This window comes from Streptomyces botrytidirepellens (assembly GCF_003721215.1).
GTDB lineage: Bacteria > Actinomycetota > Actinomycetes > Streptomycetales > Streptomycetaceae > Streptomyces > Streptomyces himastatinicus.
Genome location: NZ_RIBZ01000284.1, coordinates 1 through 25,285, shown reverse-complemented (window position 1 = coordinate 25,285; position 25,285 = coordinate 1). Strand labels below are relative to the sequence as shown.

General features: G+C 71.4%; 18 protein-coding genes. 8 read left to right on the top strand and 10 right to left on the bottom strand.

Features of this window, described 5'->3' with window-relative positions:
- Nucleotides 1–3,493, top strand: a 3,493-nt coding sequence (locus EEJ42_RS23670) for a multifunctional oxoglutarate decarboxylase/oxoglutarate dehydrogenase thiamine pyrophosphate-binding subunit/dihydrolipoyllysine-residue succinyltransferase subunit (protein WP_123102638.1), incomplete at its 5' end; no start/stop codon positions are given.
- A gap of 73 nt (nt 3,494–3,566) precedes the next feature.
- Here EEJ42_RS23670 and fxsT read toward each other — a convergent pair.
- Nucleotides 3,567–7,214, bottom strand: coding sequence for an FxSxx-COOH system tetratricopeptide repeat protein (gene fxsT / locus EEJ42_RS51090; RefSeq protein WP_184503228.1), 3,648 nt, complete (start codon nt 7,212–7,214; stop codon nt 3,567–3,569).
- Nucleotides 7,215–7,420: 206 nt separating this feature from the next.
- A complete protein-coding gene (locus tag EEJ42_RS23660) occupies nt 7,421–8,530 on the bottom strand; it encodes a methyltransferase domain-containing protein (RefSeq protein WP_123102636.1) in 1,110 nt (369 codons plus the stop codon).
- A gap of 155 nt (nt 8,531–8,685) precedes the next feature.
- Between EEJ42_RS23660 and EEJ42_RS23655 the strand changes: the two genes are divergently transcribed.
- Together EEJ42_RS23655 and EEJ42_RS23650 are read left to right on the top strand one after the other, a co-directional pair.
- Nucleotides 8,686–9,984: an NsdA family TPR-like regulatory protein gene (locus tag EEJ42_RS23655; protein WP_123102634.1), complete on the top strand. Its 1,299-nt coding sequence runs from the start codon at nt 8,686–8,688 to the stop codon at nt 9,982–9,984.
- 64 nt (nt 9,985–10,048) lie between these two features.
- The gene (locus EEJ42_RS23650; protein WP_009715115.1) at nt 10,049–10,231 is read left to right on the top strand and encodes a DUF6104 family protein; all 183 of its coding nucleotides are present in this window, start codon (nt 10,049–10,051) and stop codon (nt 10,229–10,231) included.
- 31 nt (nt 10,232–10,262) lie between these two features.
- Here the strand turns inward: EEJ42_RS23650 and EEJ42_RS23645 are convergent, their stop codons facing one another.
- Nucleotides 10,263–11,006, bottom strand: coding sequence for a 3-oxoacyl-ACP reductase family protein (locus EEJ42_RS23645; protein WP_123102632.1), 744 nt, complete (start codon nt 11,004–11,006; stop codon nt 10,263–10,265).
- Between the two features lie 101 nt (nt 11,007–11,107).
- Between EEJ42_RS23645 and EEJ42_RS23640 the strand changes: the two genes are divergently transcribed.
- Complete coding sequence (locus EEJ42_RS23640) at nt 11,108–11,710, top strand: TetR/AcrR family transcriptional regulator (RefSeq protein ID WP_123102630.1); 603 nt, start codon at nt 11,108–11,110, stop codon at nt 11,708–11,710.
- A 3-nt stretch (nt 11,711–11,713) separates the two neighbouring features.
- Here EEJ42_RS23640 and EEJ42_RS23635 read toward each other — a convergent pair whose 3' ends face one another.
- Entirely contained in the window at nt 11,714–12,529 is an 816-nt protein-coding gene (locus EEJ42_RS23635; RefSeq protein ID WP_123102628.1) for an AfsR/SARP family transcriptional regulator, read from the bottom strand.
- 20 nt (nt 12,530–12,549) lie between these two features.
- Complete coding sequence (locus EEJ42_RS23630; protein WP_123102626.1) at nt 12,550–13,212, bottom strand: TetR/AcrR family transcriptional regulator; 663 nt, start codon at nt 13,210–13,212, stop codon at nt 12,550–12,552.
- 133 nt (nt 13,213–13,345) lie between these two features.
- Here EEJ42_RS23630 and EEJ42_RS23625 point away from each other — a divergent pair, with 133 nt between their 5' ends.
- Nucleotides 13,346–13,966 (top strand): malonic semialdehyde reductase, encoded by a 621-nt coding sequence (locus tag EEJ42_RS23625; RefSeq protein WP_123102624.1) that lies wholly within the window; start codon nt 13,346–13,348, stop codon nt 13,964–13,966.
- 87 nt (nt 13,967–14,053) lie between these two features.
- Here EEJ42_RS23625 and EEJ42_RS23620 read toward each other — a convergent pair whose 3' ends face one another.
- Genes EEJ42_RS23620 through EEJ42_RS23610 form a run of 3 tightly spaced genes read right to left on the bottom strand, consistent with a single transcriptional unit; the run spans nt 14,054 to nt 18,295 of the window.
- On the bottom strand, nt 14,054–14,461 hold the full coding sequence (locus tag EEJ42_RS23620; RefSeq protein WP_184503227.1) for a nuclear transport factor 2 family protein: 408 nt from the start codon (nt 14,459–14,461) through the stop codon (nt 14,054–14,056).
- A 25-nt stretch (nt 14,462–14,486) separates the two neighbouring features.
- Complete coding sequence (locus tag EEJ42_RS23615) at nt 14,487–15,422, bottom strand: NAD-dependent epimerase/dehydratase family protein (RefSeq protein ID WP_123102642.1); 936 nt, start codon at nt 15,420–15,422, stop codon at nt 14,487–14,489.
- Nucleotides 15,423–15,475: 53 nt separating this feature from the next.
- Nucleotides 15,476–18,295 carry a non-ribosomal peptide synthetase gene (locus EEJ42_RS23610; RefSeq protein ID WP_184503225.1) on the bottom strand — a complete coding sequence of 940 codons (2,820 nt, stop codon included), beginning with the start codon at nt 18,293–18,295 and terminating at the stop codon, nt 15,476–15,478.
- A gap of 324 nt (nt 18,296–18,619) precedes the next feature.
- On the opposite strand from EEJ42_RS23610, the gene EEJ42_RS23605 reads away from it, so the two are divergent.
- From EEJ42_RS23605 to EEJ42_RS23595, 3 genes are all read left to right on the top strand, one after another.
- On the top strand, nt 18,620–19,525 hold the full coding sequence (locus EEJ42_RS23605) for a DUF4097 family beta strand repeat-containing protein (protein ID WP_123102618.1): 906 nt from the start codon (nt 18,620–18,622) through the stop codon (nt 19,523–19,525).
- Nucleotides 19,525–20,604, top strand: coding sequence for a PadR family transcriptional regulator (locus tag EEJ42_RS23600; RefSeq protein ID WP_123102616.1), 1,080 nt, complete (start codon nt 19,525–19,527; stop codon nt 20,602–20,604). The genes EEJ42_RS23605 and EEJ42_RS23600 overlap by 1 nt, the downstream gene beginning before the upstream one ends.
- Before the next feature lie 81 nt (nt 20,605–20,685).
- Entirely contained in the window at nt 20,686–21,147 is a 462-nt protein-coding gene (locus EEJ42_RS23595; protein WP_123102614.1) for a TIGR03668 family PPOX class F420-dependent oxidoreductase, read from the top strand.
- 36 nt (nt 21,148–21,183) lie between these two features.
- Here EEJ42_RS23595 and EEJ42_RS23590 read toward each other — a convergent pair whose 3' ends face one another.
- Both EEJ42_RS23590 and EEJ42_RS23585 read right to left on the bottom strand, forming a co-directional pair.
- Nucleotides 21,184–23,934 carry a type 1 periplasmic-binding domain-containing protein gene (locus tag EEJ42_RS23590; protein ID WP_246097297.1) on the bottom strand — a complete coding sequence of 917 codons (2,751 nt, stop codon included), beginning with the start codon at nt 23,932–23,934 and terminating at the stop codon, nt 21,184–21,186.
- A 195-nt stretch (nt 23,935–24,129) separates the two neighbouring features.
- Nucleotides 24,130–25,092 carry a zinc-binding dehydrogenase gene (locus EEJ42_RS23585; protein ID WP_123102640.1) on the bottom strand — a complete coding sequence of 321 codons (963 nt, stop codon included), beginning with the start codon at nt 25,090–25,092 and terminating at the stop codon, nt 24,130–24,132.
- Nucleotides 25,093–25,285 lie beyond the last annotated feature (193 nt).

Sequence of the window (25,285 nt, the reverse complement as noted above, 5' to 3'; positions counted from 1 at the left end):
GGCGCCCGCGAAGCCCGCCGCGGCCCCCGCGGCGAAGGCTCCGGCCCCGGCCAAGCCCGCGCCGGCCAAGCCGACCCCCGCCGAGCCCACGGTCTCCGCGAAGCCCGCGAAGGCCGAGCCGGCCGCCGGTCCCGAGCTGGTCACGCTGCGCGGCCCGTCCGCCGCCGTCGCGAAGAACATGAACGCGTCGCTGGAGCTGCCGACGGCCACCTCGGTCCGCGCGGTTCCGGTCAAGCTGCTGTTCGACCAGCGCATCGTCATCAACAACCACCTCAAGCGCGCCCGCGGCGGCAAGGTGTCCTTCACGCACCTCATCGGCTACGCCATGGTGCAGGCGCTGAAGGCGATGCCCTCGATGAACTACTCGTTCACCGAGAAGGACGGCAAGCCGACCCTGGTCAAGCCGGAGCACGTCAACCTCGGCCTCGCCATCGACCTGGTCAAGCCCAACGGCGACCGCCAGCTCGTCGTCGCGGCGATCAAGAAGGCCGAGACGCTGAACTTCTTCGAGTTCTGGCAGGCCTACGAGGACATCGTCCGCCGCGCCCGCGCGAACAAGCTGACGATGGAGGACTTCACCGGCGTCACCGCCTCCCTCACCAACCCCGGCGGCATCGGCACCGTGCACTCCGTGCCGCGCCTGATGCCCGGCCAGGGCCTGATCGTGGGCGTCGGCGCGATGGAGTACCCCGCCGAGTTCCAGGGCACCTCCCAGGACACCCTGAACAAGCTGGGCGTCTCCAAGGTCATGACGCTGACCAGCACCTATGACCACCGGGTGATCCAGGGCGCCGCCTCCGGCGAGTTCCTGCGGATCATGAACCAGCTGCTGCTCGGCGAGAACGACTTCTACGACGAGATCTTCAAGGCGCTGCGCATCCCCTACGAGCCGGTCCGCTGGCTCAAGGACATCGACGTCAGCCACGACGACGACGTCACCAAGGCGGCCCGGGTCTTCGACCTGATCCACGCCTACCGGGTCCGCGGCCACGTCATGGCCGACACCGACCCGCTGGAGTACCGCCAGCGCAAGCACCCCGACCTCGACATCATCGAGCACGGGCTCACCCTGTGGGACCTGGAGCGCGAGTTCGCGGTCGGCGGCTTCGCGGGCAAGTCCATGATGAAGCTGCGCGACATCCTGGGCGTGCTGCGCGACTCGTACTGCCGCACCACCGGCATCGAGTTCATGCACATCCAGGACCCGAAGCAGCGCAAGTGGATCCAGGACCGCGTCGAGCGCAGCCACGACAAGCCGGAGCGCGAGGAGCAGCTGCGCATCCTGCGGCGGCTCAACGCGGCCGAGGCGTTCGAGACCTTCCTCCAGACGAAGTACGTCGGCCAGAAGCGGTTCTCCCTGGAGGGCGGCGAGTCCGTCATCCCGCTGCTGGACGCGGTGCTGGACGCGGCCGCCGAGTCGCGCCTGGACGAGGTCGTCATCGGCATGGCCCACCGCGGCCGCCTCAACGTCCTCGCCAACATCGTCGGCAAGTCGTACGCACAGATCTTCCGCGAGTTCGAGGGCAACCTCGACCCGAAGTCGATGCACGGCTCCGGCGACGTCAAGTACCACCTGGGCGCCGAGGGCACCTTCACCGGCCTCGACGGCGAGCAGATCCAGGTCTCCCTGACCGCCAACCCCTCCCACCTGGAGGCGGTGGACCCGGTCCTGGAGGGCGTCGCCCGCGCCAAGCAGGACATCATCGGCAAGGCCGGCACGGACTTCACCGTCCTCCCCGTCGCCCTCCACGGCGACGCCGCCTTCGCCGGACAGGGCGTGGTCGCCGAGACGCTGAACATGTCGCAGCTGCGCGGCTACCGCACCGGCGGCACCGTGCACATCGTCATCAACAACCAGGTCGGCTTCACCGCCGCCCCGGCCGCGTCCCGCTCCTCGATGTACGCCACCGACGTGGCGCGCATGATCGAGGCGCCGATCTTCCACGTCAACGGCGACGACCCCGAGGCCGTCGTCCGCGTCGCCCGGCTGGCCTTCGAGTTCCGCCAGGCGTTCAACAAGGACGTGGTCATCGACCTCATCTGCTACCGCCGCCGCGGCCACAACGAGACCGACAACCCCGGTTTCACCCAGCCGCTGATGTACGACCTGATCGACAAGAAGCGCTCGGTGCGCAAGCTCTACACCGAGTCGCTGATCGGGCGCGGCGACATCACCCTGGAAGAGGCCGAGCAGGCGCTCCAGGACTTCCAGGGCCAGCTGGAGAAGGTCTTCACCGAGGTCCGCGACGCCGTCTCGGCCCCGGCCCAGCCCGAGGTCCCCGAGCCGCAGCCGGAGTTCCCGGTCGCGGTGCAGACGGCGGTCTCCCAGGAGGTCGTCAAGCGGATCGCCGAGTCCCAGGTCAACACCCCCGACCGGATCACCGTCCACCCGCGGCTGCTCCCGCAGCTCCAGCGGCGCGCGGCGATGATCGAGGACGACACGATCGACTGGGGCATGGGCGAGACCCTCGCCATCGGCTCGCTGCTCATGGAGGGCACCCCGGTCCGCCTCGCCGGCCAGGACTCCCGCCGCGGCACCTTCGGCCAGCGCCACGCGGTGCTCGTCGACCGCGAGACCGGCGACGACTACACCCCGCTGCTCTACCTCTCCGACGACCAGGCCCGCTACAACGTCTACGACTCGCTGCTCAGCGAGTACGCGGCGATGGGCTTCGAGTACGGCTACTCGCTGGCCCGCCCGGAGTCGCTGGTCCTGTGGGAGGCGCAGTTCGGTGACTTCGTCAACGGCGCGCAGACCATCGTCGACGAGTTCATCTCGTCCGCCGAGCAGAAGTGGGGCCAGACGTCTGGTGTCACGCTGCTGCTGCCGCACGGCTACGAGGGCCAGGGGCCGGACCACTCATCGGCCCGGATCGAGCGTTTCCTCCAGCTGTGCGCGCAGAACAACATGACGGTCGCCATGCCGACGCTGCCGTCGAACTACTTCCACCTGCTGCGCTGGCAGGTCCACAACCCGCACCACAGGCCGCTGGTCGTCTTCACCCCGAAGTCGATGCTGCGCCTGAAGGCCGCGGCCTCGAAGACCGAGGAGTTCACCTCCGGCGCCTTCCGCCCCGTCATCGGCGACGAGACGGTGGACCCGGCGGGCGTCCGCAAGGTGATCTTCTGCTCCGGCAAGGTCTACTACGACCTGGACGCGGAGCGTCAGAAGCGCGGTGCGAAGGACACGGCCATCATCCGGCTGGAGCGGCTCTACCCGCTGCCGGGCGCCGAGGTCCAGGCCGAGATCGCCAAGTTCTCGGGCGTCGAGAAGTTCGTCTGGGCGCAGGAGGAACCGGCCAACCAGGGCGGCTGGCCGTTCATGGCCCTCAACCTGATCGACCACCTGGAGCTGTCGGTCGGCGCCGACGTCCCGGCGGCCGAGCGACTGGTCCGCGTGTCGCGCCCGCACTCGTCCTCGCCCGCGGTGGGGTCGAACAAGCGGCACCAGACGGAGCAGCAGGCGCTGGTGAGCGAGGCCTTCGAGATCTGAGGCCCGGTTCGTTCGTACCGGAAGGCCCGGCTCCCGCACATCGCGGGGGCCGGGCCTTCCGGCGTACGGGCGCTCAGATGGGCAACGGCTCGAAGTCCCAGAAGGGGCGCTGACGATCGCGGGCCGCCACGGTCTCGGGGTGGTCCGGCCCCAGGACAGCGTCCAGCGCGCGCACGGCCACGTCCTCGATGACGTCCGCCTCCTCCCGTCCGCCCCGGATCGCCCGCAGATCCTGGGCCAGCGCGACCTGAGCCAGCAGGGTCAGCGGATGCCGCTCCCCCAGCACCTCGGCGGCCCGGTGCGCGGTCTCCCGGCTCATCGCGCAGGCGTCCCTGCGCTCCTGGACCGCCGACGCGTTGAGCGCGATGCCCAGGGTCCAGGGGTGCCGGGCACCGACAGCGGCAGTCATACCCTTGAGCGCTGTTTCCAGGCTCTGTGCCCGAGCCTTCACGGGCAGCAGGAGCGCCTGGTTCGCCTGGGCCCCGATGGTGTACGGGTGGCTTTCCCCCCGAGTGAATTGGTAATTGCCTGTGGTCCTCGCGGCGACGACCCAGGCCCGGTCGTCACCCTCACGCCGGAGGGCGCCGGCGGCTCCGGTCGCGATCATCAACGTCAGCGGAGCGTCCTTGCCCAGCACGTGGGCAGCCCGTTGCCACAGGCCGTGGATGTCGTCGACGTCACCGCCGCATCGCCACAGGTGGTACTCGGCGACCAGCGTCCATGGATGGTCGCCGCCCAGGACCGCGCGGTGCCGCTCGGTGCTGGGGCCCTGCAGCGCCAACGCCTCCTCGTAGCGGCCGGACAGCCGCAGGTCGTACGCCCGTTCCGTCTCGCATGCCAACGTCACCAGCGTCCTCGGGCCCAGTTCCGCACGCGCGCTGCCCAACGCTCTGTCGGACAGCTTCGCGGCCGCGGCGTAGGAGCCGAGCATCCGCAGCGAGGCGGACATGCTGCGGTGTGCGTTCCGCTTCTCGTTGCCCTCATCGGGGCACAGCGCGGCGCACAGTTCGCCCTCCTGACAGGCCAGTTGGTACGCCTCGTCGTACCGGCCGAGGCCGCGCAGATCCGCGCCCACCCTGGCCATCGCGGCGAGTGCGCCCATGCCGTCGGACTCGGCCAGGCCCTCCAGCACATCGCGGTCCAATCGCTCCGCGGCGTCGTAGTTCCCGGTCGCACGCAGCAGCGCGGCCTCGCACACGGAGAGGTCCGGATAGAAGCCCGCCGCCTCTGCGGCGAGGCGCATGCCCGTCTCGTGGTCGCCGCTGAGGGTCAGATACCGCAGGAAGCCGAGGACGACCCGGCGTGACATGGCGTCCGAGGACTCCAGCACGCCCGAGTACTCCAGATGCGGTACGAGTTCGGCGTACCGCGGCCAGGTGGTCGGGTCGTCGGGACGGTCCGGGTCCACCGCGGCGAGCGCCGTACGCACCAACCGCGCGTCCTTCTCCCGCCGCTCCCCCGGCGTACGCCGCCGCACCGCGTCCCGTACGAAGCGGCTCATCCATACGGCGTCGTCCGCCACCCGCACCACCGACCGCTGCACCAGCTTCCCCACGGCCAGATCCAACTGGCTCGGGTTGTCCAGCAGGGCCGCCACCGCCGGGGACACCTGGTCCGCCGGGACGGCGCGCAGCAGGGCGAACGGGACCGGGCCGGGGGCGAAGAGGGCGCACACGCTGAGCAGTTCGGCCGCGGCCTTGGTGGTCTCCCGCAGCCGGGTGATCAGCTCCTTGAAGGCAGAGTGGTACGGCATCGGGTAGTCCGCCGCGGCCCGCACCGGGTTCGGCTCGCCGTCGCTCACCATCCGTACGTACTCCGCCACCCGCGTGGTGGAGCCCTGCAGCCAGCCCGCCGTCTGGTCCAGCGGCAGCGGCAGATCCTCCACGGCCGCCGCCAGCCGGTCCGCGTCCTCGGCCCTGATGCGGGGCGCCCGGCCGCGTACGAACGCGACGCTCTCCTCCCGGCTCAGCGGCGGGACGGCCAGCAGCTCGGCGTAGTGGTCGGCCCAGGCCCGGTTGCGCGCGGTGACCAGCACATGGCCGCGCCCGGCGGGCAGCAGGTCGGCGATGGCCTCCGGGTCATCGGCACCGTCCAGGACGAGCAGCCAGCGTTCGTACGGATCACCTCGCCGCAGGGCGTCCAGCGCGGCCCGGACGGAATCGTCCTCCGGGGCGAGGGCGGCAAGGCGCCCCTCCAGCGCGGACCGGTCAGCCCCCGAGGCCCACCACACCACGTCGTACCGCCCCGCGAACCGGTGCGCGTACTCGGCGGCGAGCTGCGTCTTGCCGATGCCCGGCAGCCCGACCAGCGCGACCACCGCCGTATCGGCCGGGGCGGCCTCCAAGCGGTCGTGCACCTCGGCAAGCAGCGCGTCGCGCCCGGTGAAGCGCGGGTTGCGGCGCGGTACGCCGTCCCAGACGGCGGGCGGAGCGACGGGAAAGCGGGGACCCTGCCGGACGGGAGCCGGGGCGAGGGCGTGCTCAACAGGCAGGCCGAGCCCGCGCAGCAGGCGCCACCCGGCCTCCGCCTCGTCCAGCCCGCGCAGGTCGACGGCGCCGAGCCGGGTGGCGAGGCGCGGCGGGGTACGGTCAGCGATGGTGAACGCGACGAAGGGCAGATCGGACAAGGTCGCGCCGAGCGCAGCGTGCCACGCGTCCTCGAAGTGCTCGCTGAGCAGCAGCACTTGGCCACGGTCGGCGATGAACAGGTCTTGGTCCGAGGGATGCCAGCACCGGATGGTCACCTCGTGCACGCCCGCCGCCTTCAGCCGGTGGGCGGCCCAGGCGGCCCAGGGGCGGTGGACACCGGCGTACGTGACCGTGATGGGGTGACGGAGCCGGTCCGAGCCCGCCTGGACGACTCCGGTGGCTTCCGCTTCGGACCCCTCGGGCGGAACGACCCCGCCCTCCCGGGCCCGCGCCTGCGCCAACTCCACCTCCAGCTGCCGCGCCCACGCATGCGCGAGCCGCAGCCGATGCTCCACCGGCTCCTCGGCCTCGGCCTGCTCCCCCGCCGCCTCCTCCTCCGTCTGGAGCTGGTGTTCCAGCGCCTCGCACCGCCGCTCGGCCTCCAGCGCCTGCCGCCGGGCCTGTTTCAACTCGCCCTGCAACCGGGCGACTTCCTCGCGCAGCCGGTCGCGTTCCGTACGTAACCCCTCGTGCTCCCCGCGCAGCCGCTCGACCTCCGCCTCCCGCTCATCGCGCTCCAGCGAGGCCGATACCGCTATCTGCCGCTGTTCGACCTCCATCTCGGCGATGCGCTGTTTCCGTACCAGCAACGCCTCCGACAGCGCCTCCGCCCGCACCTCGGCCTGCTGCCGCTGCCGGTCGGCGTCGGCGAGCTGGTCGCGCAGCCGCTGGAGCTCCCACCCCACCCTGTTGGTGGCCTGCAACGCCCGCCGTTGCAGGGTGTGCACATGGGCCATCACCTCGGCCGAGGAGGCCCGCCCGGTGGCCTTGGCCGCGTGCGTGAGCAGCCGGTCCACGAACTCGGCGGGCGGTACGACGGTCCCGTTGAGATAGCGCGAGACGGTGCCCGCGTCGTAATGCACCCGTACGGCGAAGACCCGCAGCGACACCCCCACCGCCCCGAACAGCTCCCGCAGGCTCAGGGCCAGCGCCCGGCACTCCGGCTTCACCGCGTCGGGGATCGGCTTCAGATCCCCGATCCGCCGCTCCGGCACCAGCTCCCCGCCGACTACCTCGTCCGTCTCGTCCGTCATGGGCACCCCTCCCCCGTTGCGGCCCTCTGCAACGCGTGCGGCCTGCCGCAACACCCCAGACCCCGCACATCGTGAAGGTACTCCCGGCAGCCCTCGCCGGTCTCACGAAAGCAGGACGAAGATGCCGAACCGCCGCCCCACCGCCCTCCTCACCCTGACCGCCGCCGCCCTCACCGGCGCCGTCCGCGCGGTGGTGTCCTGGCTCCTCAGCCGGACGACGGAATGACGGTGCCGGGGCTGCCGAGCCACGCGGTCTGGCCGTCTGCGGTGACGGTGAGGCCGAAGTCGTACAGCTCCGGCGAACCGGCCTCCCGCCACCACTCATACGCCCGCTCCAGCTCGCCGAACAGGTCACGCGGGCCCCACTGCCGGACGTGCCCGTCCCGGACGTACGCCCACGAGTCGGTGGTGGCGAGCCATCCGTCGTCGGACCAGTGCACTCCGGGAAGCCGGAGCCCCAGGGCGAAGCGGGCGTGGAAGTCGGTGTCCAGGAACGACGGATCGAGCACGGTGCGGCTCTCGCGGCTCTCCTCCCACGACGCGGCGGAGTACACCTGGCCGAGCGGCGAATCCGGTCGCCGCTGGCCGCGCAGATCCATGAACGACATCGGCTGGTCGAAGTGGCCGCTCGCCGAGGCGCCGTCGTCCGCGACACGGAGGCGCACCATCCCGTGCGGCTGGAGCGTCGTCTTCCACGGCGTGACGACAAGCCCGCCGGGGCGGGTCTGCTCCACCCAGGCGAAGGGAACCCGCTGGAGCGAGGCCGTGCACAGCACCCGGTCGTACGGGGCCTCGGGCGGCCAGCCGTCCTCCCCGTCCGCGGCCACCACGCGGGGGTGATACCCGGCCTCGGCCAGCCGCCGGGCCGCCACCTCCGCCAGCCCGGCGTCCACCTCCACGGACGTCACGTTCGCCGCACCGGCCCGTTCGCACAGCAGGGCGGCGTTGTACCCCGTGCCGGTGCCGATCTCCAGCACCCGCATGCCGGGGCGCACATCCGCGGCGGCGAGCATGGTGAACACGGCGTTGGGGGCGCTGATGGAGCTGGTCGGCAGCGTGCCCTCGGTCCCGGCCGCCCCGTCGTCGACCTGGGTGACGACGGACGCCAGCGGATCGTGAACCAGCGCGGCCCAGGCGCCGGGGTCATCGGCGGCGCGCAGCGGGCGGTACGCGTCGTCCCGCCAGACCCACACCGTGTCGGGGACGAACGCATGGCGCGGCACCTTGAGGAAGGCCTCCCGCATCCACGGCTCGGCGAACCCGCCCAGGCCGTCGAGGGTCTCGGCGGCATGGACCCGCATGTCGTCGGGGCTCATTTCCGGTGCGTCCCGCCTCCATCTGTCCGGTGTCATCAGCGTGCCGCTGGGGGGGGGGACGCTCCCGATTCCCCATCAGGGGTATCCCCATGATGGGTACAATCCGGCTTGAGACTGCTGATATCCCCTTCTCATCACCGGAACTTGGGAATCACATGTCCAACTGCCTCTCACCCGCCGCACTTCCTCCCCACGTCCTCGATCGATCCGACGTACGGAGGGCACTGGAGCGCCATGATTTCGGGGCCGTCTTCAAGCTCGCCCGGCAATGGGGTGGGATCAGCTTCTCGAAGATCGCGGACGCCTGCGGCATCAAACCGGAGCGCGTGGGCAAGCTGGCCCGGGGCGAGGGCTCGATCACGACGTACGAAAAGATCACGCAGATCGCCGACGCCTTACGCGTCCCAGGCCACCTGGTGGGTCTCAGCCCCCGCCCCTGGGAAAGCGACCAGCCACGAGCGGCTGCTGACGAAACGGCTCCCATCGCATCGCTTGAGCTGCCGTCCCTCGCCCCGGACCCCGATCTGCTCGACCGGTTGACCAGAACCGTACGCGGGGCCACCCGCGCCGACGGCGCGACCCTCGACTGGCTCGACCGCCTGCTCGCCGAGCACCGTAAGGCGGAGGACGACATCGGTTCGCGCCCGCTCGTCGGGATCATGCGGCAGCAGTTGGCCACCGTGGTCGGCCTCCACGACGCGTCCACGGGGAGCGTGGCCACCCGCGTCGTACGGCTCGCCTCCGAGCACGCGCAGTTCCTCGCGTGGATGGCGCAGGACCAGGGGGACTCATCGGCCGCTCTGGCCTGGTACGACCGTTCCCACGACTGGGCCATGGAAGCGGGTGACGCCGACATGGCGGCCACGACGCTCAGCATGAAGGCACACCTGGCCTGGTCAGCGGGCGACGGCCGCCGCTGCGCCCGGCTGGCGCAGGCCGCCCGCTGGGCATCTCCCGGGACGTCACGGGGTGTGCAGGGCATGGCCGCCCAGATGGAGGCCCGCGGCTACGCGCTGAGCGGCGAGGCCGACGCGGCCCACCGTCTCCTCGACGAGGCGCAGCACCTCATCGCCCGCGCCGCCGAGCGACCGGAGGACGAGCCGCCGTGGATGTACTTCTACGGCGAGAACTGGTTCACCCTTCAGCGCGGCATGGCCGAGATGCATCTGCACCGCTGGGACACCGCCGTCGATCTTCTGCGCACCGGCATCGACGCCCTTCCGGCCTCGTACCGGCGCGACCGGTCCTGGTACGGCGCGTGCCTCGCGCACGCGCTCGCCGCGGCCGGTCATGCCGACGCGGCCGCGTACACCGCGCTCGGCTGCACCGCCGACGCCTCGGACGTGGGGCGGCCGCACGCCTGGAACGAGTTGCACACCACCGCCGCGCTGCTCCTCCGGCGCGGGGCGCCCCAGGCGCGGGGCTTGGTCGACGCACTGGCCGACTGCGGCTGAGCGTCCGGGCAGGGCCGCATATCCTGGGCCGGTAGATCCACCTCACCCACCCCGGAGCGAACCCTTGTACTTCACCGACCGCGGCATTGAGGAGCTGGAGCAGCGACGCGGCGACGAGCAGGTCACCTTCGAGTGGCTCGCCGAGCAGCTGCGGACGTTCGTCGACCTGAACCCGGACTTCGAGGTGCCGGTGGAGCGGCTGGCGACCTGGCTGGCGCGGCTCGATGACGAGGACGACGACATCTGACGACGACATCTGAGGTGGGGGACGGGCGCCCTCAGGCCGCGTAGCCTCCGTCGACGTCGAGGGTGGCGCCGGTGATGTACGCGGCGTCGGGGCCCGCCAGGTGGGCGACGAGACCGGCCACCTCGTCGGCCGTGCCGTAGCGGCCGACGGCGAGGTGGGGGAGGGCGGAGGCCGCCCAGGGGCCGTCGGCCGGGTTCATGTCGGTGTCGACGGGGCCGGGCTGGACCGTGTTGACGGTGATTCCGCGGCCGCCGACCTCACGGGCCAGGGCGCGGGTGAACCCCGCCACGCCCGCCTTGGTCAGCGCGTAGAGGCTGCCGCCCGCGAAGGGGACGCGGTCGGCGTTGATGCTGCCGATCGTGATGACGCGTCCGCCGTCGCCGATGTGGCGCAGCGCCTCCTGGGTGGCGGCGAAGACGCCGCGCAGGTTCACGGCGGCGACGTGGTCGTAGTCCGCGTCGGTCAGCTCCTCGATCGGCCGCATGACGCCGACTCCGGCGTTGTTGACCAGGATGTCGAGCCGCCCGAGCCGTTCGGCGACCTCCGTGACGGCCGTACGGAGGGACGCGCGGTCCGCGGCGTCGGCCTGGACGGCCAGCGCCTGTCCGCCGTCCGCGACGATCTCCTTCACCAGGGCTTCCGCGCGGTCCGCGGACGCGTTGTAGGTGACGGCGACCGCGGCGCCCTCGTGGGCGAGGCGGCGTGCGATGCCCTCGCCGATTCCTCGTGAACCGCCCGTGACCAGGGCGACCTTGCCGTTCAGCGGCTGTGACATGGTGAACTCCCGATTTCTTGAGTGAGCGTTCAAGATGTCACGCGCCCCGCGGGCGCGCAAGTGTTATCTTGAACGGGCGCTAAATAAATGGGAGGACCGGCATGGCGAAGGGACGGCCCCGCGAATTCGACGCCGAGCAGGCCCTGTCGGCGGCGCTCGGCGTCTTCTGGGCCAAGGGGTACGAGGGCGCCACGATGGCGGACCTGTCCGCCGCCACCGGCCTGAAGCCGGGCAGCATCTACGGCGCCTTCGGCTCGAAGGCGGGCCTGTTCGGGCAGGTCGTCGACCACTACGCCCGGACCGTCTTCGCGTACGGCCCGAAGGCCCTGGAGGCCGGGAGCGTACGGGAGGTCGTGCGGCGGTGGCTGGAGGGCGCGGTCGAGGCCACGACCGGTGCCGACACCCCGGCCGGGTGTCTGATGGTCCACGGCGCGCTGGCCACCGGGGACGCGGCGAGCGAGGCGAAGGCGGAGGTGTGCACCCGCCGCACGGCGGGGGAGGTCATGCTGACCGAGCGCTTCGCCGACGCCCGGCGGTCCGGCGACCTGCCCGGGACCGTCGAGCCGCGGGACGCGGCGCGCTATGTCCTCGCGCTCACCGAGGGGATCGCCGTCCAGGCCGCGTACGGCGCCTCCCGCGCCGATCTGGAACGGCTCGCGGAGCTGGCCCTGGTCCGGCTGCCCTGGGAACGGGAAACGGCGTAGGCGTTACGCCACCACCGGGCCGCGGCCCGGGGTGCCCGCCTCGTGGTCGAGGCGGGGGTCGGAGACCAGGACGGCCTGCTGGAGGCGCTGGAGTTTGGCGGAGGGCTCCAGTCCCAGTTCCTCGGTCATGGTCATGCGCAGCCGCTGGTAGACGCCGAGGGCGCGGGTGCGCTGGCCGGAACGGTGGAGGGCCAGCATGTACTGGCTGTGCAGGCCCTCGTGGAAGCGGTGTTCGACGACGAGCGAGGCGAGGTCGCTCAGCACTTCCAGGTGGCCGCCGAGCCGCAGCCGGGTCTCGATGCCGCGCTCGGTGACGGTGAGCCGGGACTGCTCCAGCCGGGCGACCTCGGCCTGGAGCGGGCGGCCGTGCGGGGCGACGTCGACCAGGGCGGGGCCCTGCCAGAGGGCGAGGGCCTGCCGGAAGGCGGCGTCGGCGGCGCGTTCGTCGCCGACCTCCAGGGCGCATTCGGCCTGGGCGACGAGGCCGCGGTAGTCGTGGACGTCGAGCTGGCCGGGGCGCAGGACTAACGCGTAGCCGCCGGGCCTGGTCTGGAGGACGTCACGGGTGACCGTGGCGGAGGACGTGCCGAGCACCTGGGCGAGCAGTTTGCGCAGGTGCAGGATGTACGTCTGGAGGGTGGTGAGCCCGGTGCGCGGCGGCTGGTCGCCCCACAGCTCGGCCATCAGCGACTGCACCGGCACCATGCGGCCGTCGCTGAGCAGCAGCAGGGACAGGACTTTGCGCGGTTTCATCGCGCTGGGGACTCCGGACAGAGCGCCGTGGCGCAGGGTCAGCGGTCCGAGAACGTTCGCACGCATGGGTGCCACCTCCTCGCACGTCATGTGCGGTACGCGCGGACAATCAGGTCGGCGGCCTTCTCGCAGATGGCCGTGGCATCGACGGCGGCGATCGGGCGGGTGCCGTACATCGACTGGTACAGGCCCTGCTGGACGACCAGGGCCACGAACTGCTGGGCGGCGGAGGCGGGGTCGGGGACGTCCAGCTCGCCCCGGTCGGTGCGGCGGCCGAGCATTTCGGCCAGGTACTTCACCATTTGCTGGGGCTCGCCCTCGGCGCAGGCCGGGCGCAGCGCGGGGTGGCGGGCGACTTCGGCGATGATCAGACGGCGCAGCGCGGAGGCGCGTTCGTCGAGGAGTACGTCGAGGACGCGGTGGCCGAAGGCGGTGAGTGCCGCGCGGACGTCCCTCTCGTCGTCCTCCGCGGAGGGGGTGCTGAGCGACGCGGGGGCGAAGCCCGCGGCGACCCGCTCCCGTTCGCCGTCGACGGCGGCGAGGAACAGCCGCTCCTTGTCGCCGAAGTGGTTGTAGACGGTCTGCTTGGAGACCCGCGCCTGGTCCGCGATGACGTCGACACCGGCCCGTGTGTAGCCCTCGCGCAGGAAGACGGCGACGGCCGCCTCCAATATCGCCTGGCGCTTGGCGGGCTGCGGGCCCGCCGGCCGTCCCGCGGCACCGCGCCGCGGACCGTTGTCCGTCCGCAACGGTCCAACCCCCTCGCTGTCAGCCGGTCTTGCCCTCGATGGACCTGTGAGTCTAGCCTTCCGTCACTGCGGTGGACTAGCCCGTCCAGTCCATTTAATTCACCATCGCGTACGCACCTTGAGGAGAAGCTCCATGAGCGCACCGGAGAACAGCGATGCCCTGCGTCACCTCACCCTCGCGCCGGAGGCGCAGAACCAGCTGTTCCTGGAGGCCCGTACGGCCAACACCTTCACCGACGAGCCGGTGACCGAGGAGCAGGTCCGCGCCATCTACGAGCTGACGAAGTACGCGCCCACCTCGATGAACCAGCAGCCGCTGCGCATCGTCATGGTGCGGTCGGAGGAGGCCCGCGGGCGGCTGGTGGCGCACATGACGGGGCGTAACCAGGAGAAGACGGCGAAGGCGCCGCTGGTGGCGGTCCTCGCCGCGGACCTGGACTTCCACGAGGAGCTGCCGCGGCTCGTGCCGTTCATGGAGAACCCGCAGGCCATCTTCGCGGACCCGGGCATGCGCGAGGGATCGGCGCGGTTCAACACCGCGCTCCAGGTGGGCTACTTCATCCTCGGCGTGCGCGCCGCCGGGCTGGCCGCCGGACCCATGATCGGCTTCGATGCCGCCGCCGTGTCGAAGGAGTTCTTCAGCGACGGCCGCCACCAGGCGGTCTGCGTCGTCAACATCGGCAAGCCGGGCCCGGACGCCTGGATGGGCCGACTGCCGCGGCTGGCGTACGACGAGGTCGTCACCACCGTCTGACCCCCGATCAGATCCCCCCACAGGCGGGCCGCCCGCCCTCGCGGCAACGAGGGCGGGCGGCCTGGGTCCGTGGGGAAGCGGTCGGCGTCAGCTTTCGATCAGCTCGTGGAACGCCACGGTGTCGAAGATGTCCTCCATCCTCGTCGCCTTGCCGTCCCGCATCGTCCACGAGTGGACGAAGTCCAGGGTCACGGTTCTGCCGCTGCGCGACGTCACGTCCCGGGTGCCGAACACCACGACCCGGTCGCCCTGCTCGATGAACTCCTCCGGCGCGAGCTTCATCCCGCCCAGCACGCTCGGGACGTGCGCCAGGAACTCCTTGATCCCCGCGTGCCCCAGCTTGGTGCCGCCGAGGCCGTACTTCGCCATCCCGGCCGGGTGGACCCACTCGACGTCCGGGTGCATGGCCGACAGGATCCCCTCGATGTCGCGGTCCCGGAATCCCGCGTAGGCGGCGCGGATCGTTTCGATGTTTCGTGATGCCACGGCTTTCATCTCTTCTCGCGTCTGGCCAGGCTTCTCAGGCGGCGTACTGCGGCTTGATGTGCTCGGGGTACAGGGCGTGGAGCGTGCGGCGTACGCCCTCGCGCCACGGCACCCGGCACGGGCCGGTGATCTCCCGGCGGCGCGCGGGGGCGAACTGGTACGTCTCCCTCGTCACCTCACTCGGTACGAGCCGCGCCTCGATCCCGCTCAGCTCCTCCAGGTACCGCACCAGATCGGTCATCCCGACCGGCTCGTCGCCGCCCCAGTTGACGAGGGTGGCGGGGGACGCGGCGGCCGCCCACAGCGCGGGCACCTGGGCGACCAGGTCGTCGGTGTGCAGCAGCGAGCACCAGTTCTGGCCCTCGACGGGCACCGGGATCGGCTCGCCCGCGAGCATCCGCTTGAAGTACAGCATCGGCACCCCGCCGTAGCCGCCCGGGCCGTACGCGATGTTGAGCCGGGCGATGGTGGTCGGCAGGTTCAGCACCCCGGCGAACGCGCGCGCCGCGCCCTCGGCGGCGATCTTGCCCACGGGGTAGCAGGGCAGCCAGTCGGCCACGCCGTCGATGGGGTCGTCCTCGGCGTACGGGTGGTCGAGGGTCTGCCGCTTGTAGAGCGCGCCGGTCGAGACGAACAGGAACGATTCGGCGGTGCGGCAGTGGGTCATCAGCCGTCCGGTGGCGATGGCGTTGACCTCGACGGCGGCGTTGTAGTCGCCGTCCTCGCCGCGCCGCACCGCCGAGTGGAAGACATGGGTGAAGTCGTCCGGCAGCCCCTCGTACCCCGACTCCCCCAGGTCGTTCATGTCCCAGCGGAAGGTGGTGATGCCGCGGGCGCGCAGCTCCTCCTCGACGCCGGGGGTGCCGAACCGGCCCAGGCACCACACCTCGTTGTGTGCCGCCAGCGCCTCCGCCACCGGCCGGGCGACCTGTCCGGTGGCGCCGGTGACCAGGATCTTCTTGCCTTCCACCGTGCTCTTCTCCTCTGTTGTGCCTGCCGTGCCGCGGTCCGCGGCGGCCCCGGTCATCCGTCGCCCAGCGCGCGGTCCAGCTCCTTGCGGAGGATGGCCTGGAAGGCCGCGACGTGCTGGGGACCCATGAGGGTGTAGTGCTCACCGGGTACGTCGATGTACCGGTTCGGCTCCGTGGTGTGCTCGTCCCACCTGCGGAGTTCGTTGTTCAGCCAGTCCTCCTTGGTGCCGCGCAGCGGGATGGCGTAGAAGACCGTCATGGACCGGGTGGTGCCGCTGGGCTGGTACGTACGGCCCAGTCCGGTGAGCCCGTGGGCCAGCTCCGCCCAGGCGGAGAACTTGTCCAGGTCCAGGTCGAGTTCGGCCAGCCGGCGCTGCGGGGCGATCTCCAGCAGATGCGCGAGCTGGTCCCGCCGGGGCAGGGCGCGCAGCTCGCCCGGGAGGTCGAGGGACTGCTTCTTGTTGATCAGGTCGAGGAAGAAGGCCAGGTTGGTGGCGGTCTCGACGAAGTCGAGTTCCTCCATGCGGTACTTGATGTGCGGCGGCAGGTTGAAGCTGCCGGTGAAGTCGACGCGCTCGCCTTCCGCCTCCAGCACCTTGGCGATCTCGAAGGCCACGGCGCCGCCGTACGAATACCCGGCGATCGCGTACGGGCCGTGCGGCTGCTTGGCGCGGATGGCCCGCACATAGCAGTCCACCATCTCCTGGAAGCTCTCGAACGGCTTCTCCCCCTCGTTGAACCCGCGGGCACGCAGCGCGTAGAACGGCCGGTCGCCGACGAAGTACTTGGCGAGGTTGACGAAGACCAGGACCTCGCCGACGCCCGGGTGCACACAGAACAGCGGGGTCTTCGCGCCGCCCGTCTGGAGCGGCACGATCGGGTCGTACGCGTCGGCGGCGGTCGCGCCGCCCCCGGTCAGCCGGGCGGCGAGCTGCCGCACCGAGGGCGCCGTGAGCACGGTGATGATCGGCAGATCCGCCACCCCGAGCCGCCGGGTGACCTGGTGCCGTAGCCGCAGGATGTCCAGTGAGGTGCCGCCGAGGTCGAAGAAGCTCGCCGTCGCGCTGATGCTCTCCGGGTCGGTGTCGAACATCTCGGCGTAGATCTCGGTGAGGACCCGTTCCGTCTCGCCCTCGGGCGGGGTGTAACCGCCCAGGCGCCGGGTGGTCAGCTCCGCCACCCGCTGGATGACGTCGTCGAAGCCGCCGGACTCCAGCCGCTTCCGCATCCGCCGGCGCAGCGTCTTGCCCAGGCTGGTCTTGGGGAACGCGTCCTTGGGCAGCGGCAGGATGAGGAACGGGCGGAAGCCCCAGTGGATCACCACGGTGGAGCGCACCGCGGTGATCAGGCGGTGCAGTCCCGGCTCGTCGTCGTCCGCGAGTTCGGGGTGGACCGCGATCACCAGCTGTTCGGTGTCGCTGCCCGGGCGGCGGGTGGGGAACGCCGCGACGTAGCCGCCCGCCACGCCGTCGAGCTGCTCCAGGGCGGCTTCCATCTCGTGGCTGAAGTAGTTGACGCCGTTGACGATGATGCTGTCCTTGCTGCGTCCGACGAGGGTCAGCCGACCGTCGTCGATGCGGCCGAGGTCGCCGCTGCGGAACCAGCCGTCGGGGGTGAAGGCCTCCTTGGTGGCGGCCTCGTCGCGGTAGTAGCCGCCGGTGATCATCGGCCCGCTGAGCTGGAGTTCCCCGACCTCGCCCGCGGGCAGCGGCCGGTGGTCGTCGTCGGCGATCCGGATGCTCAGCCCCTCGACGGGGGTGCCGAGGTTGGCGAACTCCTGGCCCACGTCGGTGACGGGAAAGGCACGGTTGTACACGGACCCGGCGCAGGTCTCGGTCATCCCGAAGGCGGGCCAGAGGGCGGAGGGCCGCAGGCCGTACGGAGCGTAGTGGGCGAGGAACGCCTCGCCGGTGGCGACGACGTTGGCCTCGCCGCCGCTCACGATATGCCGCAGTGAGCTCAGGTCGAGAGCTTCGCCGCCCGCCGATATCTCCTCGGACAGATCCCGCACCGATGCATTCAGCGGGCCGAGGAGGAAATTGGGAGTGAAGGTCATCGTGACCTTGTGACGGGAGATGATGCGGAGGAAATTCAGCGGCTCCTCAAGGACGACCGACGCTTCCGCATGCAATTGTTCGGCGCCGACGTACAGCGGCAGCATATGTGCTTCCAGTAGCGCGGCGACATGGTCGTAGGAAATCCAGTTGAAGGTGGTATCGGCATCCGTGAGCCGCTGCTTCCCGACCTTTCCCGCCATGGATGCGAGAAGGTTTCCATGGGTGAGCATGACCGCTTTGGAATTCCCGGTGGAACCGGAGGTCAGCACCAGCAGGGCAAGATCCTCCGGTGCCGCGAGGTGCACTTCGGGCGACGATCCGCCGTCGGCGGCGGGTGCGTCCTCCGCGTCCCGCAGGTGCTCCACCGTGGCCACGGCGAGCCCGGGCACGTCCGGCAGCTCGGCGCTCATCGCCTCGGTGGTGACCAGCAACGGACGATCCAGCAACTGGTTGACGTGGGAAAGTTGCGCGGACCAGCGGGCCGGGTCGCCGGGGATCGGCACCATCGGGCACGGCACGAACCCGCCCAGCAGACAGGCCCAGAGGACCGTCAGGAATTCCCGCTGACCGTCCAGCAGCAGGGCCACCGTGTCGCCCGGCCGCAGCCCGTGCCCGCGGAGCGGCGCGAGGAGTTGCAGCGAGGATTGCAGAAGTTCCGGATAGGACTGGCGTGTTGCGTCACGCCCCGCCTCGGCGGTTACGTAACGTACCCCGGAATCGGGGTGGTGATGCGCTGCCCGCAAGAGCAACTGGGCAACGGAGCGGAGATCCTGAGAATCGCTTGGTACCGAGTATTTCAAGGGTTGTGACGCCATTACCTTCACTGCCCTCTTCCTTCCCGATTTCTGAAGGCACGAAGGTAACAGCCTCGAACATTCGTACTCCATGACGCTCTACCAGTGCTCTAGTGATGCTCTAGCGGAAATCCCTGGAGCAGCATTGGCTCTGGCAACAGGCGATTTATGTCACACGGAAACCGTCGCCGCGCCCCACGCCGGATACATACGCGCGGTAATGCGCCCCGGACCCGGGGGTCCGCGCACGGCCCGTGAGGGCTTGACTCCAGCGATCCACGATATATCGTGTTTCCCATCAGACACGATATGTTGCGTGACCGCATCCAGCCAGGGAGGCCAGGGATGTCAGCCCGGTCAGAGTGGTCGTTCGGCGAACCACAGAAGCTCACCTTCGACGAGCCCGTCTCCACGCTCCACGTGCGCATCGTGGGCGGCACGGTCAACGTGGTCGGGACCGACGGCGGCCCGGCCCGGCTGGAGCTCTCCGAGATCGAGGGCCCACCGCTGAAGGTGGCCCTGGAGGACGGCACCCTGAGCGTCGCGTACGACGACCTCACCTGGAAGGGCCTGCTCACATGGCTCGACCGCAAGGGCTTCCACCGTACGGTCCATGTCACCCTCGCCGTACCCACCGGCACCACCGCCTCGATCGGGGTCGTCAACGCTTCCGCCGTCGCGTCCGGGCTGGACGGCCGTACGCATCTGCGCGGCGTATCGGGCGACGCCACCCTCGTCGGGCTGACCGGTCCGGTGCGTGCCGACACCGTCTCCGGCCGGGTCGCGGCCCAGGCCGTCACCGGGGATCTGCGCTTCAACTCCGTCTCCGGCGACCTCACCGTGATCGAGGGTTCGGGCCCGGTCGTCACGGCCGAATCCGTCAGCGGCAACATGGTGCTCGACCTCGCCCCCACCGCGGAGCGCGCGGACATAAGCCTCACCACCGTCTCCGGTGAGATCGCCATCCGGCTGCCGCACCCCGCGGACGCCCGGATCGAGGCCAACACCGCGACCGGGCCCGTCTCCAACGCGTTCGACGACCTGCGGGTCACCGGCCGGTGGGGCGCCAAGCGGATCACCGGGAACCTGGGCTCGGGCCGGGGCAGCCTCAAGGCCACCACCGTCTCCGGCGCGATAGCGCTGTTGCGCCGCCCGCCCGCCGACGACGGCGATGAGCCGCCAGGCGGCGCCACCGACAGCCCGGCCGACAGCACCGGCACCACCGGCGGCTCCCAGGGAAAGGTCCTCTGATGCCCCCCGTATTCGCCCACGGCCGACTCCGCCTGTACCTGCTCAAGCTGCTGGACGAGGCCCCACGCCACGGCTATGAGGTCATCCGGCTGCTGGAGGAGCGCTTCCAGGGGCTGTACGCGCCCTCCGCCGGCACCGTCTACCCGCGCCTGGCCAAGCTGGAGGCCGAAGGCCTGGTCACCCACACCACCGAAGGCGGCCGCAAGGTCTACTCCATCACCGATGCCGGACGCGCCGAACTCGCCGACCGCAGCGGTGAGCTGGCCGACCTGGAGCTGGAGATCCGCGAATCGGTGGCCGAACTCGCCGCCGAGATCCGCGAGGACGTACGCGGCTCCGCCGACGACCTGCGGCGGGAGATGCGGGAGGCCGCCCAGCAGGCCCGCACCTCCGGCACCGGCGAGGGCACACACGCCCCCTGGGAGGGCCCGTGGGACAACAGCGAGGGCTGGCGGCAGGCGAAGGAGGAGCTGCGGCGCGCGAAGGACGAGTGGAAGGAACAGGCCCGCCGCGCGAAGGAGGAGAGCCGCCGCGCCCGGCAGGACGCCCAGCGCGCCCGTAAGCAGGCCAAGGACGCCCAGGAATTCGCGATCGAAGAGGTCCAGCGGGTCGCCCGGCGCGTTCAGGAGCAGACCCAGGAGCACATCCGGGCGGGCGACTGGCAGCGGGCGGTGCGGGACGGGCTGTCCGAGGTGTCGCGCAGCATGAGCCGTATCTCCCGGCAGGGCATGTCCCCGTCGGGGTGGGCGGACCCGGACGAGGGAACGAAGACCACCGCCCCGCGCGCGGACGCACCGCAACCGGGGCCCGGCGCCGCCCCGCAGGACGCCACCGGCACCGCTGCCGACGGCACCGCCGAGGGTGGCGCGTCGGCCGAGCCCGCATGGGCCGGGGAGTTCACCCCGTCAGGCAACCCCGCCCGCGATCTGGACCGGCTGCTCGACCGCTTCCGCGACGACATCCGCGACACCGCCCGGGACCACGGGGTGACCGACGCCCACCTGGCCGACGCCCACCGTCAGCTGGCGGCGACGGCGGCCCGGATCACTCGTCTGCTGCGCGGCCCGGACAAGGAGTAGACCCGGGCGCGCACCCGGCGGCGCTTCACCCGCGGCGCTTCGTCCGGCCACGGGACGGAGCGCCGCAGTAGCCTCGCCGGTATGCGACTGGAGACCCTCGAGGCGCGGCGGCGCTTCGCCCGCGCCCGGGTGCTGCGGCTGGCCACCACCGACGAGGGCGGCCGACCGCATCTCGTGCCCGCCACCTTCGCGCTCACCGCCCCGGACGGCGCCGACGGCGTGGACACGGTGGTCACCGCCGTGGACCACAAGCCCAAGCGCCACCAGGACCTGAAGCGGCTGCGCAACATCCACACCAACCCGGCGGTCTCCCTCCTGGTCGACCACTACGACGAGGACTGGCGGCAGCTGTGGTGGGTGCGGGCCGACGGCCGGGCACGGATCGTCCCGGCCGATGCGGCGGCCGAACGGGCGGACCCGGTGCGGCGGCTGGTCGACAAGTACCCGCAGTACGCCGACCGGCCGCCGCGCGGCCCGGTGATCGCCATCGAGGTCACCCGGTGGTCGGGCTGGGCATTCACCGAGGAACAGCCGGACCGCTGATCAGCCGTCGCCTCCCTTGTCCCGGTCCCCCTCGTCTCAGCCGGCGTCCCCCTTGCCGTCCTCGTCGTCCTCCTGGTCGCGCGGACAGTCGAACGCATTCCTGGGTCCCCAGGTCTTCGCCTCGTCCCTGCTGTCGCGTATCCCGCATTCCAGCGCGATCTCCGGCGACCCGCCCCTGGTGTCGTGCAGGATCAGCAGCCGCTTGTTGACGGGCACCTTGGCGCCCTCGCCGTAGATCAGCGAACCGGTGGCCCCGCGCAGCCCCTCCGCTCCGCCCACCCCTCGCTCCAGCGCCGACTGCACTCCGCCCCGCCCGAAGGGCGCCGTGCCCGCGCTCTGGTACGCCGCGTTGATCCCCTCGGACAGCACACCGAGCGCGTCCGAGGCGAGCGGCACCCGGGCGTCGTTGCTCCACAGGTCGCTCCCGTAGGCGTCGTGGTACCTCCGGCGGAAGTCGTCGCCCTTCACATTGGGCGAGCTGCCCTTCGCCAGGGCCTGCGCCGCGTAGTACAGCCGGAGCCTGAGGTGCTTCTCGCTGGGGCGCTGCTGCTCGACCACCGCATTGTCGAGGTCGTTGCCGCCGAGCACGGTCGATTGGCCGTTGCAGCCGGTGCGACGGTCGAAGTCATCGAGAAAGTTCTCGAATTCATGGGCGCGGGCCGCCCAGTACACCACCGTGCGCGGTTCCTCCTTGAGCCTCCGGCATATGCTGTCGGCCATCTGGGAGGTATGGGAGACCCATTCGCCCCCTTGGCCTTTGCGTTTCGGGGGCGGCGCGGCGGAGGGACGCTGGACCGGATACCAGATGCGGTGGACGTCCTCGAATTCCTCCGCGAACCGGTCGCTCAGATTCGCGCTGTAGATGTCGGTCGGATCCCCGATCACCACCGCCTTCTTGGCGGGGGCACAGGTCCCGGGCGCGGTCTGCACGATATTGGCGTGCCGCGCGAAGTTCGCCGCGATGCGCGCCTCCCGGTGGTTGTCGGGGGCGACCTGGCGGTACATCGGCGAGCGCTGCATCTCCTCGGCCGTCGCGGCGGTGCCGATCATCGGCAGCCCGGCCCCGGCGAGGATGTTCCGGGCGCTCAGCGTGCCCGGGCGGCTCTGGCCGAGGCCGACCACGCCCAGGAACTGCTCACCGTTCCCGGCGCTCTCGGCCTCTGCGACCTCCTTCGCCAGTGCTCTGGCCGCCGCGGGCGCCCGGGTGAAGCGCTCGCCCGCGTCCATCAGGCGGACCTTCAGCCAGACCTTGCTGCTCTTCTGCTGATCCGCCTGTTCGTTGATCTCCTCCTGGGCCAGCGCGATGCCGCGCACCTCGGGGATGGCGCCGCTGTACTTGGCCTCGTCCCAGTCGCCCGCGGTCACCGGCACCCCCAGATAGCCGACCGTCCGGACCATGTCGCCGGAGCGGGCGGCCTTGTCGGCCCGCTTGTTCTGCCGGGTGATGGCGGCCACCGCTTCGTCGTAGACGGCCCGCGGACTCCGGTCCGGCGGGCGGCTCCGCCCGTCACCCTTGCCACCGGACGCGGACGCTGACGCGGTAGGGACCGGGGCCGCCGAAGTGCCGCTGCCCCCGAGGCAGGCGGTGTCGCTGCGCGCCGTCACCACGGCCACGCCATAGCCGCCGAGCAGCCCGAGCACGGTGACGCCCGCCACCGCCGCGACCGCGGCCTCCACCCGCGGCGCCGCGTCGGAACGGCTCCTGCCGACGGCGATCTCCGGATAGCGGCCGAGCCAGCGGGCCGCGTCCTCGTCGTCCGCATGCGGCTCGACGCCCACCCGGACCACCCGGGCGCCGCCCGCACCGGTGGTCCCGATCCAGGACTTCAGCGTGATGGCTGCTTCGGCGAAGGTCTCCGTGCGCTCCCGGCCCGGGCGCACCGCGGCCATCAGCATGACCCCGGTGCACCCCGTGTGCTCGACCGCCTGGGGGAACTGCTCCAGCAGCCGCCCGGTGTCGTCACCGATGGCCGGGGGCTGCGGGAAGACGAGGACCACACGATGGCGGCGACGCCGCCCCCACGGCGAGAGCCGGGGATGGCGGAAGGCCCGCTCCAGGTCGGCGAGCAGCGCCCGCAGCAGCACATCGACGATCGGCTCGCGCCGCGCGGCGCCGGGCGCGCCCACGGTCAGCCGACAGGCGTCGGCGAAGAATCCGGGCCCGCCCTCGGGCAGTTCGGCCCAGGTGCGGTACCAGCTGCCCTTGCGGGTCATCCGGCGGCCATGGCGCCGCCCGTACCACCAGCGCGGCAGCAGGCCGAACAGCGGTCGGCGCAGCCAGTACCAGGCGGTGCCCGGGATGCTCGGCGGCGGCTCCTCCCCACCGCTCACGGCCTGGAGGGCGCGCAGGAAGACCGAGCCGGCGCAGTGCGCCTCGTAGCTCCGGTTGCGCAACTCCATGGCCTGAGTGCCGGGCGGGCATCCGGCGAGGTCGGCCTCGACGATGCCGCACATCAGCCGGAACTGGGGCAGCCGCAGGCGGCCGAAGCCGCCGGGCCGGTTGCGCAGCAGCTCCTCCTCGATCTTCTGGAACGTCGCCCCCACGTGCTCCTGACGCGGGGCCTCGGCCTCGCCCGCCACCTGGGCGAACGGAACGCGGGCGCGGCCGCCCGCGCTGAAGCGCGCGCACAGGCCGTCCGCGATCCGCCCGGCCTCGGGCCCCTCGGTCAACTGGGTGAGCAGGATCTGCGGCGCCGGACCGCGGCGGCCCGGCGGCAGGGTGACGAGCTGTTCGAGCGCGTCGATCAGCAACTCGATTTTCGGCAAAGGCGGTACTGAAGCAGTCATGTGCATCCCCCCGGGCACGATTATCCGCGCCGACTTCGGAGAGCGCCAGACCCTTCACCGAGAGTGATTTCAATACATCGCTCTTGACCGTGAAAGATCGAACAAGGGTGCAATATCCGCCAAATATGACCGCCGGTCAGGCCAGCCGGCCCGCCAGACCTCCCAGCCCGCCAGACCTCCCAGCCCCTCAGCCCGTCACACCGTCAGCACGACCTTGCCGAACAGATCGCCGCCCGCCATCTTCTCGAACCCCTCGCGCGCCCGGTCCAATGGCAGCACCGAGTCGATCACCGGTCGCACCCCGCGCGCCGCGCAGAAGCTCAGCAGGTCCTCCAGCTCGTCCTTGGCCCCCATCGTCGACCCGACGACCTTCAGCTCCAGGAAGAAGATCCTGTTCAGCTCGGTGGCCTGCGGGTTGGGGCCGCTGGTGGCGCCCGAGATGACAAGCGTGCCGCCGGGCTTGAGGGACTTCACCGAATGCGACCAGGTCGCGGCGCCGACCGTCTCGATCACCGCGTCCACCCGCCGCGGCAGCCGCTCCCCCGGCTCGTACGCCCCCTCGGCGCCGAGTTCGACCGCGCGCTTGCGCTTGGCCTCGTCCCGGCTGGTGGCGATCATCCGCAGTCCGGCGGCGGCACCCAGCACGATCGCGGCGGTGGCCACGCCGCCGCCCGCGCCCTGCACCAGCACGCTGTCGCCGGGCCGTACGCCCGCGTTGGTGAACAGCATGCGGTAGGCGGTCAGCCAGGCCGTCGGGAGGCACGCGGCCTCCTCGAAGGACAGCTCCTTGGGCTTGGGCAGCAGATTCCAGGTGGGGACGGTGACCTTCTCCGCGAAGGTGCCCTGGTAGCGCTCGGTGAGGATGGTGCGGGGCTCATGCGGTCCGACGCCGTGACCGCTCTGGCCGATGACCGAGTGGAGGACGACCTCGTTGCCGTCCTCGTCGACCCCGGCGGCGTCACAGCCGAGGATCATCGGCAGCGACTCCTCGCCGAGTCCGACCCCGCGCAGCGACCACAGGTCGTGGTGGTTGAGCGAGGCGGCCTTGACGCTGACGGTCGTCCAGCCGGGGCGCGCCTCCGGCTCGGGGCGCTCGCCCAGTTCGAGGCCGCTGAGCGGCTGGTCGCGGTCGATACGTGCGGCGTAGGCAGCGAACATGATCCCGACCATAGGCCGCGACGGAAGACGACGGAACCACGCCGCGATGTGAGTCGCACCGCCCCGGGCACCGCTCCGGAGCCACACGGCGGGGCCGGGCCGCCCCATGGACGACCCGGCCCCGCGCGCCGGTCAGCGGTCGGCGGACCGTGTGGCTCAGCGGCGCGCCACGCCCTCCGCGCGGGCGGCGGCG